Origin of the sequence: Hyphomonas sp. NPDC076881 (genome assembly GCF_050269995.1) — a bacterium.
GTDB lineage: Bacteria > Pseudomonadota > Alphaproteobacteria > Caulobacterales > Hyphomonadaceae > Hyphomonas.
Map to the genome: position 1 here is coordinate 1 of NZ_JBNNJJ010000016.1, position 15,172 is coordinate 15,172.

The 15,172-nt window shown below is 63.5% G+C and carries 14 protein-coding genes; 4 read left to right on the forward strand and 10 right to left on the reverse strand.

The genetic code is table 11. The annotated features are described in order from the left end of the window. Positions 1 to 504: 504 nt before the first annotated feature. A complete protein-coding gene (locus ACQKI2_RS15690; protein WP_427380573.1) occupies positions 505 to 1,452 on the forward strand; it encodes a rhodanese-related sulfurtransferase in 948 nt (315 codons plus the stop codon). Here the strand turns inward: ACQKI2_RS15690 and ACQKI2_RS15695 are convergent. The 5 genes from ACQKI2_RS15695 to ACQKI2_RS15715 all read right to left on the reverse strand — a co-directional run bounded on the left by ACQKI2_RS15695 (position 1,436) and on the right by ACQKI2_RS15715 (position 6,995). After that, positions 1,436 to 2,485, reverse strand: a complete 1,050-nt coding sequence (locus ACQKI2_RS15695) for a hypothetical protein (RefSeq protein WP_427380574.1) — start codon at positions 2,483 to 2,485, stop codon at positions 1,436 to 1,438. The two genes, ACQKI2_RS15690 and ACQKI2_RS15695, sit on opposite strands and share 17 nt — an antisense overlap. Positions 2,486 to 2,635: 150 nt before the next feature. After that, entirely contained in the window at positions 2,636 to 3,154 is a 519-nt protein-coding gene (locus ACQKI2_RS15700) for a hypothetical protein (RefSeq protein WP_427380575.1), read from the reverse strand. 4 nt (positions 3,155 to 3,158) lie between these two features. Next, positions 3,159 to 3,896: a TlpA family protein disulfide reductase gene (locus tag ACQKI2_RS15705; protein WP_427380576.1), complete on the reverse strand. Its 738-nt coding sequence runs from the start codon at positions 3,894 to 3,896 to the stop codon at positions 3,159 to 3,161. Positions 3,897 to 4,031: 135 nt separating this feature from the next. Next, positions 4,032 to 5,240: an acetyl-CoA C-acyltransferase gene (locus ACQKI2_RS15710; protein WP_427380577.1), complete on the reverse strand. Its 1,209-nt coding sequence runs from the start codon at positions 5,238 to 5,240 to the stop codon at positions 4,032 to 4,034. A 162-nt stretch (positions 5,241 to 5,402) separates the two neighbouring features. Then, positions 5,403 to 6,995, reverse strand: a complete 1,593-nt coding sequence (locus ACQKI2_RS15715; protein WP_427380578.1) for a phosphoenolpyruvate carboxykinase — start codon at positions 6,993 to 6,995, stop codon at positions 5,403 to 5,405. A gap of 416 nt (positions 6,996 to 7,411) precedes the next feature. Between ACQKI2_RS15715 and ACQKI2_RS15720 the strand changes: the two genes are divergently transcribed. Beyond that, on the forward strand, positions 7,412 to 8,584 hold the full coding sequence (locus ACQKI2_RS15720) for an aminotransferase (RefSeq protein ID WP_427380579.1): 1,173 nt from the start codon (positions 7,412 to 7,414) through the stop codon (positions 8,582 to 8,584). On the opposite strand, the gene ACQKI2_RS15725 is transcribed toward ACQKI2_RS15720, so the two are convergent. The 4 genes from ACQKI2_RS15725 to ACQKI2_RS15740 form a co-directional block, all read right to left on the reverse strand. Beyond that, complete coding sequence (locus ACQKI2_RS15725; RefSeq protein ID WP_427380580.1) at positions 8,572 to 10,218, reverse strand: ShlB/FhaC/HecB family hemolysin secretion/activation protein; 1,647 nt, start codon at positions 10,216 to 10,218, stop codon at positions 8,572 to 8,574. The two genes, ACQKI2_RS15720 and ACQKI2_RS15725, sit on opposite strands and share 13 nt — an antisense overlap. Positions 10,219 to 10,248: 30 nt before the next feature. Further along, the gene (locus ACQKI2_RS15730; protein ID WP_427380581.1) at positions 10,249 to 11,400 is read right to left on the reverse strand and encodes a hypothetical protein; all 1,152 of its coding nucleotides are present in this window, start codon (positions 11,398 to 11,400) and stop codon (positions 10,249 to 10,251) included. 310 nt (positions 11,401 to 11,710) lie between these two features. Beyond that, positions 11,711 to 12,121, reverse strand: a complete 411-nt coding sequence (locus ACQKI2_RS15735) for an NUDIX hydrolase (RefSeq protein ID WP_427380582.1) — start codon at positions 12,119 to 12,121, stop codon at positions 11,711 to 11,713. Positions 12,122 to 12,273: 152 nt separating this feature from the next. After that, positions 12,274 to 12,783, reverse strand: a complete 510-nt coding sequence (locus ACQKI2_RS15740; RefSeq protein WP_427380583.1) for an RcnB family protein — start codon at positions 12,781 to 12,783, stop codon at positions 12,274 to 12,276. Between the two features lie 140 nt (positions 12,784 to 12,923). On the opposite strand from ACQKI2_RS15740, the gene arfB reads away from it, so the two are divergent. Next, on the forward strand, positions 12,924 to 13,358 hold the full coding sequence (arfB, locus tag ACQKI2_RS15745) for an alternative ribosome rescue aminoacyl-tRNA hydrolase ArfB (protein WP_427380584.1): 435 nt from the start codon (positions 12,924 to 12,926) through the stop codon (positions 13,356 to 13,358). 77 nt (positions 13,359 to 13,435) lie between these two features. Beyond that, positions 13,436 to 14,398, forward strand: a complete 963-nt coding sequence (locus tag ACQKI2_RS15750) for a UDP-glucuronic acid decarboxylase family protein (RefSeq protein ID WP_427380585.1) — start codon at positions 13,436 to 13,438, stop codon at positions 14,396 to 14,398. On the opposite strand, the gene ACQKI2_RS15755 is transcribed toward ACQKI2_RS15750, so the two are convergent. Continuing rightward, positions 14,399 to 15,148, reverse strand: coding sequence for a DsbA family protein (locus ACQKI2_RS15755; protein ID WP_427380586.1), 750 nt, complete (start codon positions 15,146 to 15,148; stop codon positions 14,399 to 14,401). Positions 15,149 to 15,172 lie beyond the last annotated feature (24 nt).

Sequence of the window (15,172 nt, forward strand, 5' to 3'; positions counted from 1 at the left end):
TCCGGCTTGTGACAGATGGCACCCCCTAGGGAGAAGGGGCTTTTAGAGGGATAAGCCCCCGCCTCTCCACCCCCCAATCCCCGCCGCCACGGGCCATCCCGGCCCGCCTGTCCGCCGCCTATCCGCGCCATGCGAGGCTTCTCCCGTCGCCTCCGGCCGGTTTCATCTCCCGGCCGGGGGCGGGGGCCTGACCAGCCCCGGCACCGGAGGCGGAAGGCGTCGCGATCCTTCCTTCTCAGATCGTTCATCATCGCATGCGGCGCATTCCGCCTCCGCCTGCCACATCCCAGCAAAACCGGAAGGGGCGGCCCTGTCCGGCCTTTGGCGCTGGCGTGAGGAATGTGCGCCCGCTCATCCTTCGACTTCGCTCAGGATGAGCTTCTCTGGCGGACGGCTCTGAGCTCATCCTGAGCGAAGTCGAAGGATAGAGCGGGCATTCCCAACGCTGGCGCATAAGGGATTCCCCCGTTTTCGCGGGCGCTGCCTTCTGTCATAAGGCGGGCCATGACGATCCAGATTGCCGCCCTCTACAAATTCTTCCGCTTTCCCGACTATGCCGAGCGCCGCCAGGCCCTCGCCGCAAAGCTGTGCGGGCTGGGTATCAAGGGCTCGCTGCTGCTGGCCGAAGAAGGCATCAACGGTACCCTCGCCGGCACCCCGGAGGCTATCACCGAGGCCCTCGCCACGCTGCGCGCGCTGCCCGGCGCCGAAACGCTGGAGGCGAAGTTCTCGGAGGCCGATGAGATGCCCTTCCTGCGCCTCAAGGTGCGTCTGAAGCGCGAAATCGTCACCATGGGCGTGCCGGGCACGGACCCCAACAGCCTCGTTGGCACCTATGTGAAGCCGCAGGACTGGGACGCGCTGATCTCCGATCCGGACACCGTGCTGATCGACACGCGCAACGATTACGAAGTCGCCATCGGCACCTTCGAAGGCGCGATTGATCCCAGGACCGAAACCTTCCGCGAGTTTCCCGCCTGGTTCCGCCAGTTCCGGGAGAAGCTGGAAGCGGAAGGCCGCAAGCCGAAGATCGCCATGTTCTGCACCGGCGGCATCCGCTGCGAAAAGGCCACGAGCTTTGTGAAGGCCGAGGGCATCGACGACGTGTTCCATCTGGAAGGCGGCATCCTGAAATATCTCGAAGAGGTGCCCGCCGAGGGCAGCCTGTGGCGCGGGGAGTGTTTTGTCTTTGACGAACGTGTCTCTGTTTGTCCGGATTTGTCCCCTGGCAGTCACGTCCTGTGCCATGCCTGCGGCCATCCTGTCTCGGAAATGCAGCGAAAAGACCCCGCCTATGTCGAAGGCGTGTCCTGCCCACACTGCATTGAAAAGATGACAGATTCTCAGCGCGCCCGCTTTGCCGAGCGGCAGAAGCAGATCGAGCTGGCGAAGAAACGCGGGCAGGCCCATGTCGGCCCGCGCGCAGAAATCTCTTTTAATTCCAGGGATTAAACCGGCGCGGAATGGCCGGCGGGGCGCCCGTGTCCTCGTCCTCACCCCGGTGCGGCGCCAGCGGCGCATCATCCAGCTGTGGCATCACATCGGGCAGGTCTTCCGTGCCGTCGATGATCAGCGTGCGCGGTTCTGATGGCTTTGTTTCTGCAGGCTTTTCTTCCGGGGCAGGCACAGCCTGCGTGCCCGCAAAGCCGACGCCATAGGGAATGCCCGACAGCGAGAAACGCTGCTGCATCGGCGCCGGCGCAGGGGCGGGTTCCGGCTCGGGCGCTGCTGCAATGGCAACAGGTTCAGGCTCAGGTTCAGTCTCTGGCGCGGCCAGCGCAGCGGCCTCCTCCATCGTCTCTTCCGGGGCCTCGTCGGCGGCGTCCCCGGTCTCGGCATAGGCGGCCGGCAGCGCATGCAGCAGCGGGGCCGGCTCGGCTTCCGGTTCAGGTGCCGGTTCTGGCGTGGCCGCTACGAGGTCGGGCTCCGGCAGGGGTTCTGGTTGAGGCTGGGGCTCAGCTTCCGGCTGTGGCGCCACGGCGACTTCCGGCCCGGCCATCGGCGCGGTATTGTTGATCTGGTCAGCCAGCGTTGCCACGGCAGCCGTGATCGCCGTTTCCCCGTCCAGAGAGGTCGTCTCGTCGGTCACTGTTTCCGGTTCCGGCTCAGGCTCTGGTTCAGGCGCGGCCGCGACAGTTTCAGGCGCTTCATCGGCCGCTTCCAGCCCTGCCAGCAGCGTGCGGATCGCCTTTTCTGCGCCGCGCGCATGGCGGTGGGCCTCACGGAACAGCTCCCCGATGAACAGGGCATAGGCGCGGCCAGCCGCGTCTTTCTCGTCGGCAATTTCCTCGGGGCTGCAGGTCTCTATCTCGCGGCCCACGGCATCGGTCAGGATCACGCCATGGGGCTCCGGCGTCAGCACGACGCGGTAACCTTCGGTGTCGTGAACGATGGTGCCGTTCTCTCCCTCGATCCAGGAGACGCGCTGCTTGCGCGTCATCTCGCCCAGCTTGTCGATCAGCTTCTTGGTCGAAGGATGCAGCATTCTTTTCCCGCCTTCTCATCCGTTTTGTTCATCACCGCGCATAGGACTAGCCGGTCAGCGCGGAAGATTCAAACCTTGCGTCCACGCAGACCCGCCGCAGGGCTGCATTACGGTTTGGTCAACCATCTTTCGTGTCACAGGCGAGTGATTTCAGGGCACCGGGGGCAGGTAAGTCTGGCGAACGAGCAGCGGATCGGCGCCAGTACCACTGAACTCAAGGCGGAAATGTGGGTTCTCGCAGACCAGCCCTATCTCGCTGGCCGTTTGAGGCGGCGCGCAGCGGGTCTTCAGCCCTTCGGGCACATCGGCAAGGCGGCTCGCCCCCGCGCGGACCCCGCCAGGACCGGCCACATCGGGTGAGGTGGTGGCCACCGCCCCGGCATAGCCGCGCGTCCAGTCTGGCGTCACGACATAGAGCGGCGCGCTGCTGCCCGCCTCGCGGATGTGAAAGGCCGGCATGTCTGCATCAGGGATCGTCACCACGTCCAACCCCGGAAAGGCGCGCTCCAGGGCCGGCACGGTGAAGGGCGTCTCAGCCGTCAGACTGGACGCCCCCTCTGGTCCGATGAAGTAGGCCGCCTCATCGCCGGAATGGCCGGCAGGCGTCCCGCAGGCGGCCAGGATCAGGGCGAGAAGGAGAGAGGGAGCGGGCAGGGGCGGCTGGGGCATCCCGTCATTCTATGTCAGAAGGGGCAGAGGCGAGAAGGTCCCGCACCTCTTTTCTCACTTCGGCAATATCCTGGATGAAGGTCTTCACCGGCTGATCCTCGATCACGCGCAGATCGGTGCGGAAGCCGCGCACCACGCCGTCCGGCGAGACCAGAAGATAGCTCGGCGTCCAGCTGATCTGCAGCAGTTGCCGCAGGCTCGCATCATTATCCAGCACCACCGGCGGTACCGAATAGCCCGCCGATGCGAAATACGCCTCCAGCGAGCCATACTTTCCGTAAAGCTCCTCCGGCGTGGCGCGGTTGGCGTTTGCCGGCACATGGATCGACACGAAGTCGAGGTCGGGATCCTGCGCGATGGCGCGGGTGAGCGCATCAACATAGGGGCCATCGGCCACACAGTCGCCGCACCAGGCGCCCCACACATCGATCACCGTCCAGCGGGAGATGTCTGCCGAGCTGAACGTGCCGCCATCAGACGTCGGCGCGGTAAAGTCCGGCAGCTTCTGGCCGAGCAGGGCATACTGGAAGGGGCGGCCATCGCCGTCGCGGAATACCCCGTCGCCCTTGGTGTCGGCGGCGCCTTCCGGCGGGGCGGTGTTCTGCGTGATGAAGCCCTGTGCCTTCGGGCTGGCAGTCTCGCCCGTTGCCACTTCCGGCGCACTGGCCGGACCCGGCTGTGGGGCGGGCCCGCAGGCGCTGAGCGTCAGGGCGGCGGCGAGCGCAAACAGGGAAGCTTTCATCGGCATAACTCCGGTTAATTCCCGAAGCGTGCCATCAACCGGTGACCGGATGAAGGCAGCTATCCTCAACCGACCCATAAGCAAAAGGGCGGCCTTTTGGGCCGCCCTTCGCAATTTTCCGCTGAACCGTCAGGCTTAGCTGTAGATTTCGAACAGGCCGGCAGCGCCCATGCCGCCGCCGATGCACATGGTGACAACGCCCCATTTGGCCTTGCGGCGCTGGCCTTCCAGCAGGATGGAGCCGGTGCAGCGCGCGCCGGTCATGCCGAAGGGGTGGCCGATCGAGATGGCGCCGCCATTGACGTTGTATTTCGCGGGGTCGATGCCGAGACGGTCGCGGCTGTAGAGGCACTGGGAAGCGAAGGCTTCGTTCAGTTCCCACAGGTCGATGTCGTCCACCTTCAGGCCATGGCGCTCCAGCAGGCGCGGAACGGCGAAGACCGGGCCAATGCCCATCTCATCCGGGTCGCAACCGGCCACATTGAAGCCGGCAAAACGGCCGAGCGGCTTCAAGCCGCGGCGGGCGGCTTCCTTGGCTTCCATGACGACCACGGCAGCGGCGCCATCGGACAGCTGCGAAGCGTTCCCGGCGGTGACAAACTTGCCTTCCTTGACAACCAGGCCGCCGGAGAAGACCGGCTTCAGGCCAGCGACCATCTCATAGGTCGTGCCCGGACGGTTACAGTCGTCGCGGTCGGCGATCACCTCCTCGAAGGTTTCTTCCTTGGTTTCCTTGTTGACCAGCTTCATGCGGGTTTTCAGCGGCACGATCTCCTGCGCCATGTAACCCTTCTGCTGGAACTCGGCCGTGCGGCGCTGGCTCTCGACCGAATACTGGTCCTGGTATTCGCGGCTGACGCCATAGCGCTCGGCAACGATCTCGGCGGTTTCGATCATCGTCATCCAGATGGCCGGCCAGGTCTTGGCCAGTTCCGGTTCGAAGTATTTGTAGCGGTTGGACTGGCCCGAGCCCTGGACGAGGCTGATGCTCTCCACGCCGCCGCCAACGGTGACAGCTGCGCCTTCGTTGATCACGGTATGCGCTGCGTTGGCGATGGCCTGCAGGCCCGACGAGCAGAAGCGGTTGATGGTGGCGCCCGACGTGGTGGACGGGCAGCCAGCGGCGAGCGCGGCGTTGCGGGCCACGTTGTGGCCGGTGGCGCCTTCCGGCGCGGCGCAGCCGAGGAACACGTCTTCCACGGCGGCCGCTTCGACGCCAGCGCGCTCAAGCGCGCCCTTGATCACATGGCCGGCCATGGTGATGCCATGGGTATCATTCAGGGCGCCGCGACCAGCTTTGGTCAGGGCAGTACGGGCTGTTGAAACGATTACGGCTTCACGCATGGCTTCCTCCTTGTTCGATGCTCACGTCTTTGTGCGGCGCACCCTAGTGAGGGAATTGCCCGAACGGAAGCCTTCCCTTTACGTCAACGTACATTGGTCGCAGCAAAAAGCCCGCCAGCGCGGGGCTGGCGGGCCTGGATGGTTTGAAGCGGTCAGGAGCGCTTACGCGGTGACCTTCGGCTTCGGGGCAGCGGCCTTCACGGCCTCGTCCACATAGGCTTCGAATTTCTTGAAGTTGGCCACGAACTCTTCAGCCAGTTTTGCAGCCTGCTTGTCGTAAGCGGCCGGGTCGGCCCAGGTGCTGCGCGGATCGAGGATCTTGGCATCGACGCCGGGCACGGAGACCGGCACGAGGAAGCCGAAGGTCTCGTCCTTGCGGAATTCGACGGTGTTGAGTGAGCCATCGAGGGCGGCATTGAGCAGGGCGCGGGTTGCCTTGATCGGCATCCGGCTGCCCTGGCCATACGGGCCGCCGGTCCAGCCGGTGGAAACCAGCCAGCAATCGACGTTGTAGCGGGCGATCAGCTCACGCAGCAGGTTGCCGTATTCCGACGGGTGGCGCGGCATGAATGGGCCGCCAAAGCATGTGGAGAAGGTGGCCGAAGGCTCGGTCACGCCTTTCTCGGTGCCGGCAACGCGCGCGGTATAGCCGGAGAGGAAGTGATACATCGCCTGGGCCGGGGTCAGCTTGGCAATCGGCGGCATGATGCCATAGGCGTCTGCCGTCAGCATGATGAGGTTTTTCGGCTGGCCGCAGCGGCCCGTCAGCGACGCATTCGGGATCGCTTCGATCGGGTAGGCCCCGCGCGAGTTTTCAGCCAGCGCTGCGGAGTCGAGGTCGAGTTCGCGCGTGGTGGGGTCTATCACGACGTTCTCGAGCACGGTGCCCCATTGTTTCGTGGTGGCGTAGATTTCAGGCTCGGCCTCGGCCGACAGCTTGATCATCTTGGCATAGCAGCCGCCTTCGAAGTTGAAGAGGCCGTTTTCCGACCAGCCATGCTCATCATCGCCGATCAGCGTGCGCGAAGCATCTGCCGAAAGGGTCGTCTTGCCGGTGCCCGACAGGCCGAAGAAGATCGCCGCGTCGTCCTTGTCAGACGTGTTGACCGAGCAGTGCATCGGCATCACGCCCTGGTTGGGAAGCAGGTAGTTGAGGATGGTGAAGACCGATTTCTTGGTCTCGCCGGCATAGGACGTGCCACCGATGAGGACGAGGCGCTTGGCGAAGTTGACGGCGATCACGGTTTCAGAGCGCGTGCCATGCTTGGCCGGATCCGCGCGGAAGCTGGGGCAGTTGATGATGGTGAATTCCGTCTTGAAGCCGGCCAGCTCATCCGTGGTCGGAAGGCGCAGGAGGTGGCGGATGAAGAGGGAGTGCCAGGCATACTCGGTTACCACTGTGACGGGCAGGCGATAGTCCAGATCGGCGCCGCCGAAGAGATCCTGCGAATACATGTCCTGCTTGGCAAGGTGGGCTTTGAAGTCCGTCCACAGAGCTTCGAAATGCTCCGGCGTCATCGGGGCGTTGTTGTCCCACCAGACGGTGTTTTCGGTCAGCGCATCGCGCACGGTAAACTTGTCCTTGGCAGACCGGCCCGTGTGCTGCCCGGTTTCCACCACCAGGGCGCCGCCTTTGGCCACACGGGCCTCGCCAGCGGCCACAGCCGTTTCATACAGGCGTGCCTCGTTCCAGTTCTTCCTTACGGATTTTGTCTGCACACCCAGCTCGGCCAGGATTGCTACGGTATCGCTCATTACGCTGTCCTCGAATTTTAGCGAACTCTTAGGGCGCCCCGGCCCTTCCACCATGGGCCCATTAGCGCTTCGTGAGAAGCTTTTGCAACATCCGTGCCCATGCAAATTTGGCTGCAGCGCAGCATTTCCGGCGGTTAATGGCGCTGAGCTTCTGATGTCCTCCGTTGTCAAGTTTTGGCACCGGTGTCATTTTTTAGACTCGCAAATCATGCTTCCAGTTTAGGCAGCAAGGACTCGTCAGATTGGCACATCATTTCCTTCGCTACCTGGGCAGGCAGGCAAGATTGGCGTGGGGGAAGGAGAGGCGGACCAACCTGAAAGGATACCCCATATGGGATAATTCCGTAGGCAGATGAAAATGGGCGGGCGGCGTCTCGATTGCCCGCAGGCGGCACCTTGCTGTAGACCGGAGCGGCATGAAACCGCTCAATCCAGACTTCGCCGGCCTCGGCACCACGATCTTCACCACCATGTCTGCCCTCGCGGCGGAGCATGGCGCCATCAATCTGGGGCAGGGCTTCCCTGACGAGGACGGCCCGGCCGACATAAGGGAGATGGCCGCGCAGGCGCTGATCAAGGGCCCCAACCAGTATCCGCCAATGGCCGGTCTTCCGGCGCTGCGCCAGGCGGTGGCCGATCATGACCGGCGCTTCTATGGCCTTGCCTATGATGCGCGCGATGAGATCCTCGTCACCTCAGGCGCCACCGAGGCGCTGGCCGCCAGCCTGATGGCACTGCTCGCGCCGGGGGATGAGGTGATCGTGTTCGAGCCGCTGTATGACAGCTATCTGCCGATCATCCGCCAGTGCGGCGCAGTCCCGCGCATTGTGCGGCTGGAAGCACCCGGCTGGACCCTGCCGCAGGATGCGCTCGCTGCGGCCCTCGGCCCGGCTACAAAGCTGGTGCTGCTCAACACGCCCATGAACCCGACTGGCAAGCTGTTTGCCGGCGAGGAGCTGGCGGCCATCGCGCGCCTTGCTCTTGCCCACGATGCCTATGTTCTTTGTGATGAGGTGTACGAACATCTTGTGTTTGACGGCGCCGCGCATCACCCCATCGCGGCACTGCCGGAGATGCGCGCGCGCACGTTGCGCATCGGTTCGACCGGCAAGACCTTCTCGCTGACGGGCTGGAAGGTCGGCTATGTCAGCGGCCCGCGAGACCTGATTGCCACCGTTGCGAAAGTTCACCAGTTCCTCACCTTCACCACCCCGCCCGGCCTGCAGGCGGCGGTGGCGTATGCGCTGGGTAAGGAGGATGCCTATTATGCCAGCCTCGCTGCGTCGCTGCAGGCAAAACGCGACCGGCTGGCGGCGGGGCTGTCAGGTGTGGGCTTCACCGTGCTGCCCGCGCAGGGTACTTACTTCCTCACGGTACTGACGGATGGTGCCGGCCCGTCCTTCGCCACGGATGTAGATTATGCGCGCTGGCTGACTGTTGAGGTGGGCGTGGCTACCGTTCCGTGCAGCGCCTTCTATGCCGGGGCAAACCCGCCGCAGAACATGATCCGCTTCTGCTTCTGCAAGAAGGATGAGGTGCTCGACGCGGCGATCGCGCGGCTGGCAGAACGGCTGCCTCAATCTGGCTGATAGCGCAGCGCCCAGGTGACGGTGAATACGCCATCCTCATTGATCCCGCGCACCGGCAGGCTCAGCGGCTCGGCCCATTCCAGCCCCAGCGTGGCGTAGTTCTTGTATGAAATGCGCGTGCCAATACCGGCAGAGCTGAGATCGAATGTCTGCCCGCCTGCGCCAAGGACGCTGCCATCGGCATAGTCGGCAAACAGATAGATTTCGCTGCGGGCAAACGGGCCATCATCCAGCGGCCGCCACGCCGGCTCCAGCGAGACGACATAGCCCTTGTCCAAGCTGACAAGCCCGTTGCTGAAGCCCCGGCCATATTCGATGCCCCCGATCATCAGCCGCTCATTGGCGGGCAGGATGTCGTCGGTCCATTGCCCCGAAGCTTTCAGGCGCAGGAAAAGATCCTCTCCGACCGACTGAACGAAGCTGCCGGTGGCGTTCGCCTTGGTGAATGCTGTATCCGATCCGGCTACGGAGGAACGTACATCGCCAATGTCCAGCCCCTGCGCCAGAATGAGGTTGAGGCTGGCAGACCGTTTGGGCGCAACCCATGTTCCGCGCGCGCCAAGGCGCGCTGCCGTAATGTTTTCGTCGGCAATCACCGCGCCAAGTGCTGAATTACTGCTCTCGATATGGTCGATTGAGGCGTTGACCGTCAGATCCCGGGTGAAGTTCAGCAGCACCGGATAGGCAAGTCCCGCCGTCAGGAAGGTGGCGTCGCCCTCAATGGGAATGGAGGCGGGCCGGGTTTCCTGATAGGCGCCGGCGGCGGTCAGGGTCAGCCCATCGGTGCCGATCGGCGTGATATATTGCAGGCTGGCCGAGCGGGACTGGCGCCCGTCTGGCGTGAAAGAGAGGCGCCCGCGCAGAGCATCGCCCGCACGCAGCTTGCTGTAAAGGAAGCCGGACGCGCTGAAACGCCCGGAATCGACCAGCCGGGATTCGCGGCTGTCATAGCCCACGGCAAAGCCATCCTTCTTGTCTTCCACATCCAGCACAAGGATCACTGCGCCGGGCTCGCGCGCGGTGCGCAGGCCGGGGGTTACCTTCACGCCTTCCTCGCGCCGCGCCAGGGTCATGCCCCGCTCGAAACTCTCGCGGGTGGCGGGCTTTTCCGTCAGGAGCGGGCGCAGATATCCCCGCAACTGCCGGCGCTCGCTGATTTCGCCATCCGTCCGTGTAATGATTTCAGCAACATGGCCTTCGGCGATCAGCACGTCGACCACGCCGTCCGACAGATCCTGCGCCGGAATGGCCAGTGTGAAGAGGGCCACATTGGATTTCTTGTAGGCGGCGCTCATGGCCGCTGCCATTTCCTTCAGCGTCTCGGTATCTGCTGGCCGCCCCAGGAAAGGCTGGGTTGCCTCTGCCACGATGGCGGGCACATCGGTGCCCTTGAACTGGACGCCGCGGATCGGCACGGCAGAGGCCATTGGCGCAGAGGCGGCAACATCCACCACGCCGCGCTCGGGCGCTTCTGCTGTATCCGGATCAATAACGGGCGTTTCGGGGCGAGAGCCGGGATTGAGGCGTTCGTCCGGCGTTGCCTGGGGGGCGGCCAGGGCTGCAGGGGAGTAAAGGGAGGAAAGCGCCACGCTCAACAGCAGGGTGGGTGAAAATCGAACGTGGCGCTTTCTCATATGGTCTTCGTCTTTCGTTGTGTTCGTGGGCTAGTTCGCACCACCGCCCAGCAGCCCGCCGAGAAGTCCGGTCGTGCCAGAAAGAACGGGGGTCAGAGGTGTTTCAGGCACGTCTCCCCCGCTGCCCAGCAGATCTTGGACCGGTGCAGTCAGGCCGGAGAGAAGGCCGCCGCCGGAGAGCAGGTCTTCGACAGGGGCGCCGATGCCGCCCAGATCGCCTTCACCGCTCAGCAGGCCGGTAACTGTGCCGGTAACGTCGGCCAGAAGACCGCTGTCGGCTGTGCCGACATCCAGCAGGTTGGTGACTTCGGAAAGACCCGTCTCACCCAGCAGATCGTTCACCCCGCCCGTTATCGGGCCAAGGTCCACGCTGGCCACCGAACCAACCACCAGAGCTGTGTCGGTGCCGGTCGACAGGTCGGCATTGAGCAGGGTTCCGCCCGATGCAACCCCGATATCGGCAAGCGTGCCGGACTGCTGATCTGGAGACAGGACGCTGACGCCGATCAGGGAACTGGCGCTCTCGTCGCCGGCAAGGGTGCCGCCGCCAAGGTTGGCTGTCAGGACCGGGGAGACCGCAGAGGTCAGCCCATCGACAAGCGGGGCGCCGTCACTGCCGAAGCTTTCCAGCGCGCCGCCCACATTGGTCACCGTCTGGGTCACGGCGCCGGTCACGCTGGCAAGCTCGGTGGGAAGGTTCGCTTCGCCAAGGGCCGTATCGAGGCTGCTGCCCGTCGCCGATACGATCGATCCGGCCGAGGTGCTGACATCGGAAACGACCGGGATGCTGGTGGAGGTGTCGCCGAGATTGGCCAGCAGGCCGGTGCCGCCAATACCACTCGGGCCGACCAGGCCGCCAGCGGCGATCAGGCCGCTGTCGCCCAGGGTGAAGTTGCCGCCGGGTTCACCTTGCGGGCCGGTGGGGCCGGCGGGGCCTTGAGGACCAGCGGGGCCTGCGGGGCCGGGAGGGCCCTGAACACCCGGACCACCATTCTGTCCGTCGGAGCCATCCGAGCCATCCGAGCCATCCGAGCCGTTGCCGCCATCTGACCCGTCGCCGCCGTTCGAGCCGCCGGGGCCGACGGTGCCGATGCTGGCATAGCGGGTATGGCCATTGGATTCGCAGGCAGCCAGTGCGGCGATGGCAACCAGCGCGATTGCTGTCATGGGTAGTTTGGGCATTGATCACTCCTCCGTGAATCGACACGCTGGCCCAACCGGAGGCTAAAAACAGGGAATGCCTCGGGTGCCAACGATGCTATCTTGGAGAGAATGTGATTTCCTAAACGTCGTCAGTTTTTTCGCGATTTCAGTGTTTTTTTTTACCAAAGAGCGTGGTTTTGCGGTGCGAAAAACGAAAAAATGACAGAAAAACAGAGATGAGAAGGTGTTTCCGGAGAAGCCGATGTTGCGCCGGAAACAGCCATTCAAAATTGAATGGTTTTGTAAGTTGCGCGCCCGGCGCGTCAATTTCCGGCTGCCGCGTTAGGTATTAGGCGCTGGCGAGCCCCTTGGCCCTCAGCCAGTCCTTGACCGGGCTGGTGAGCGGGCCGGGCAGGGCATCGAGAGCGAACCAGCCCCAGCCGCCATGCTTCTCCGGTTCCATCACTTCGGGCTCGCCGGAGACAATCCGGGCCGAATAGACCGGCGCCACCCAATGGCGGCCATCGCCGGCATCAATTGTCTCAGCGATACAGGCAAGGCCAGTGATCTCGATCACGATGCCCAGCTCCTCCAGAATCTCCCGCCGGGCGGTGTCCTCGGCGCGTTCGCCAAAATCGATCTTGCCACCGGGCAAACCCCAGGCGCCCGCTTCGGGCTGGCGGAGGCGCTGGATCAGCAGCAACCGGCCCTCGGCATCCAGTATGGCGGCGCCGCAGCCGGCCTCGACGGGTTTTGTCATCTGCCTGTGTCCTGCTCTGTCCGGATTTGTCCGGAAGTGTCCGCGCTCTGTCATGGATTAGGGCGGTTCCGGCAACAAAAAAGACACCCGGAGCCGGGGTTTGTCCCGGTCCGGGTGTCTGAGCCTCATTTCAGGGGTACGAGGCGAGGGGATCAGTTGGTGGCAAGCGCGCCCACAACGAGGCCGATGATGGCGCCGGTGGCCACAGAGGCGAGAATGGCATCGCCCCGGTCATTGTCGCGCACCCAGTGATAGCCGCTCGGCGGGGCATAAAGGCCATACCGGTCATACTCCGTGATGTAGACGGTGCGCGGGGCATAACCGTAATAGCTGCCCACATTGTAGCGGGGCGCATATCCCCGATAGTAGTGAGGCCCGTAGGTGTAGCCATAGGTGACCGTTACCGACGAGCGCGGCGGCGGCACATACCGGACCGGCGGGCTGTAATGATAGTGCGGCTTGTAGCTGTGGCGGTAGTGATACTTGTGCTCATGCTTGCTCCCACGGTCGTAGCCGCGATCATATCCCCGGTCATAGCCGCGCTCGTATCCGCGCTTGCCTTTGCCGCCACGGTCGCGGTCGGCATGGGCCAGAGGGGCAACCAGAAGGCTGGCTGCAGTGGTTGCCGCAATGAGGCGCGTAAAGGATTTGCTCAGGCGCATGGCGCTGCTCCATCTTACGGTTTCGGGCCGCCGGCACGGGTGCCGGGCAATCCGGGAGGCTGGGACATCCAGCATTGCAGGTTGATTTGTGCGGCCGATTGCCTGAACTCCCGCTGAACACTTGCTTCAGGAATCATGTCATGGCGGAATTCGGCGATCTGCGTGTTTCTGAGGCCATTACGGTCCCGGCCTGGGAACTCAGCGAATCCTTCGTGCGCGCCTCAGGGCCCGGCGGGCAGCATGTGAACAAGGTCTCGAGCGCGGTGCAGCTGACCTGGCATGTGCAGGCCTCCTCGCTGCCGGCGGCGCTGAAGGCACGGTTTGAAAAGCTCTACGCCAACCGTATCACGGCCGATGGCCGCCTGATCCTCGAAGCGAGCGAGCATCGCAGCCAGGTGCAGAACCGCACGGCTGCACGCCAGCGCCTCGCCGAGATGATCCTAAAAGCCTCCATCCCGCCCAAGCGCCGGGTGGCCACCAAGCCGACCGCCGGAAGCGTGCGCCGCCGCATCGCCGCCAAGAAGCGCCGCAGCGAGGTCAAATCCCTGCGCGGCAATGTGCCGGGTGAGGAATAGGACCCTTTCCTGCGAGGGGCGATATCCGGTAGACCCTGCGGAGCAGCATTTTTGTTCGAGTTCAGGATTTGAAGACCATGCATCTTGAGAAGCGCGTTCTGATTACGGGCGGGGCCGGCTTTATCGGGTCGTTCCTCTGCGAGCGGCTGCTGGAGGCGGGCGCCACCGTGCTCTGCGTGGACAATTTCTTCACCGGAACCCGGATGAATGTGTCCCATCTGATCGGCCATCCGCGTTTCGAGCTGATGCGGCATGACGTGTGTTTCCCGCTCTATGTCGAGGTCGATGAGATCTACAACATGGCCTGCCCGGCAAGCCCGGTGCATTACCAGTTTGATCCCGTGCAGACCACCAAGACCAGCGTTCACGGCGCCATCAACATGCTCGGGCTGGCCAAGCGGGTGAAGGCCAAGATCCTGCAGGCCTCCACATCGGAAGTATATGGTGATCCCGCCATCCATCCGCAGCCGGAAGAATACTGGGGCAATGTGAACCCGATCGGTCCGCGCTCCTGCTATGATGAAGGCAAGCGCTGCGCCGAGACGCTGTTCTTCGATTATCACCGCCAGCACGCGCTGCGGATCAAGGTGGCCCGCATCTTCAACACCTATGGTCCGCGCATGCATCCCAATGACGGGCGGGTTGTCTCCAACTTCATTGTCCAGGCGCTGAAGGGGGAAGACATCACCCTTTATGGCGATGGCTCGCAGACCCGCAGTTTCTGTTATGTGGATGATCTGGTGCGCGGTCTCATCGGCCTGATGGAGACGCCGGACAACCTGACCGGGCCCATCAATATCGGCAATCCGAACGAATTCACCATCCGTCAGCTGGCGGAGAATGTGATCGACCTGACGGGCTCGAAATCGAAACTCGTTTTCCGCCCGCTGCCACAGGATGATCCGAAGCAGCGCCAGCCCGATATCACCAAGGCCCGCGATCTTCTGAAATGGGAGCCGTCCATCGAATTGCGCGATGGCCTGTCAAAGACCATCGCCTATTTCGACGCGCTGCTGGCAGACCGGAATATGACGGTCTGATCAGCCCGCGATTTCAGCGCGGATCACTTCGTCGATCTTGGGCAGATTGGCGCCTTCAATGGCCTGATCGCCAATGAAATAGCCCGGCGTGCCATTCACATTCAGTTTGCGCCCGAGGGCCTGCATGTCTGCGAGCTGTTTCTTCACGCCGTCCGATTTCATGTCGGCGCGCATCCGCTGCACATCGATGCCCAGCTGCATGGCCAATTCATCGATCTTCTTTTCCGTCAGATCGTCATTGGATTTGAGCGCCATCAGGGCAAGGTGCATATCGATGTATTTTCCCTGCCGGCCGGAGGCGAGCGCGGCCAGGGCAGCGGTTTCGCTGATGCCGCCGAAGATCGGATATTCCTTGAACACGACGCGGACATTGCCGTCATAGGTCTTCGGGAGGTTGGCCGTCCATTCGGCGGAGCGTTTGCAGTAGCCGCACCGGTAGTCGAAGAACTCAACCACGGTGACGGGCGCGTCCGCGTCGCCGACGAAATAGTCCGCGCTGTCATTGTAGAGGGCGCTGGCATTATCCGAAATGGCTGCCTTGGCCGCGCTGGCCTGGGCTTGCCGGTCCTTCTCGGTAAGGGCGATCAGCGCTTTCTCGATGATTTCGGGATTGGCGAGAATGTACTCTTCCACGATCTTTTCCACTTCCGCTTTGTCGGTCGTGCCGCCGCCCTGCGCGCAGGCTGGCAGCAGCGCGAGGCCCGCAAAGCCGAGGGCGAGGAAAGGAGAAAGACGAAGCGTACGGTTCATTTCGGGAATCCCTGATTTAGCTGG

Coding starts and splice junctions, on each gene's coding strand:
- ACQKI2_RS15690 (WP_427380573.1), top strand. CDS start 505: ATGACGATCCAGATTGCCGCCCTCTACAAATTCTTCCGCTTTCCCGAC.
- ACQKI2_RS15695 (WP_427380574.1), bottom strand. CDS start 2,485: ATGCTGCATCCTTCGACCAAGAAGCTGATCGACAAGCTGGGCGAGATG.
- ACQKI2_RS15700 (WP_427380575.1), bottom strand. CDS start 3,154: ATGCCCCAGCCGCCCCTGCCCGCTCCCTCTCTCCTTCTCGCCCTGATC.
- ACQKI2_RS15705 (WP_427380576.1), bottom strand. CDS start 3,896: ATGAAAGCTTCCCTGTTTGCGCTCGCCGCCGCCCTGACGCTCAGCGCC.
- ACQKI2_RS15710 (WP_427380577.1), bottom strand. CDS start 5,240: ATGCGTGAAGCCGTAATCGTTTCAACAGCCCGTACTGCCCTGACCAAA.
- ACQKI2_RS15715 (WP_427380578.1), bottom strand. CDS start 6,995: ATGAGCGATACCGTAGCAATCCTGGCCGAGCTGGGTGTGCAGACAAAA.
- ACQKI2_RS15720 (WP_427380579.1), top strand. CDS start 7,412: ATGAAACCGCTCAATCCAGACTTCGCCGGCCTCGGCACCACGATCTTC.
- ACQKI2_RS15725 (WP_427380580.1), bottom strand. CDS start 10,218: ATGAGAAAGCGCCACGTTCGATTTTCACCCACCCTGCTGTTGAGCGTG.
- ACQKI2_RS15730 (WP_427380581.1), bottom strand. CDS start 11,400: ATGCCCAAACTACCCATGACAGCAATCGCGCTGGTTGCCATCGCCGCA.
- ACQKI2_RS15735 (WP_427380582.1), bottom strand. CDS start 12,121: ATGACAAAACCCGTCGAGGCCGGCTGCGGCGCCGCCATACTGGATGCC.
- ACQKI2_RS15740 (WP_427380583.1), bottom strand. CDS start 12,783: ATGCGCCTGAGCAAATCCTTTACGCGCCTCATTGCGGCAACCACTGCA.
- arfB (WP_427380584.1), top strand. CDS start 12,924: ATGGCGGAATTCGGCGATCTGCGTGTTTCTGAGGCCATTACGGTCCCG.
- ACQKI2_RS15750 (WP_427380585.1), top strand. CDS start 13,436: ATGCATCTTGAGAAGCGCGTTCTGATTACGGGCGGGGCCGGCTTTATC.
- ACQKI2_RS15755 (WP_427380586.1), bottom strand. CDS start 15,148: ATGAACCGTACGCTTCGTCTTTCTCCTTTCCTCGCCCTCGGCTTTGCG.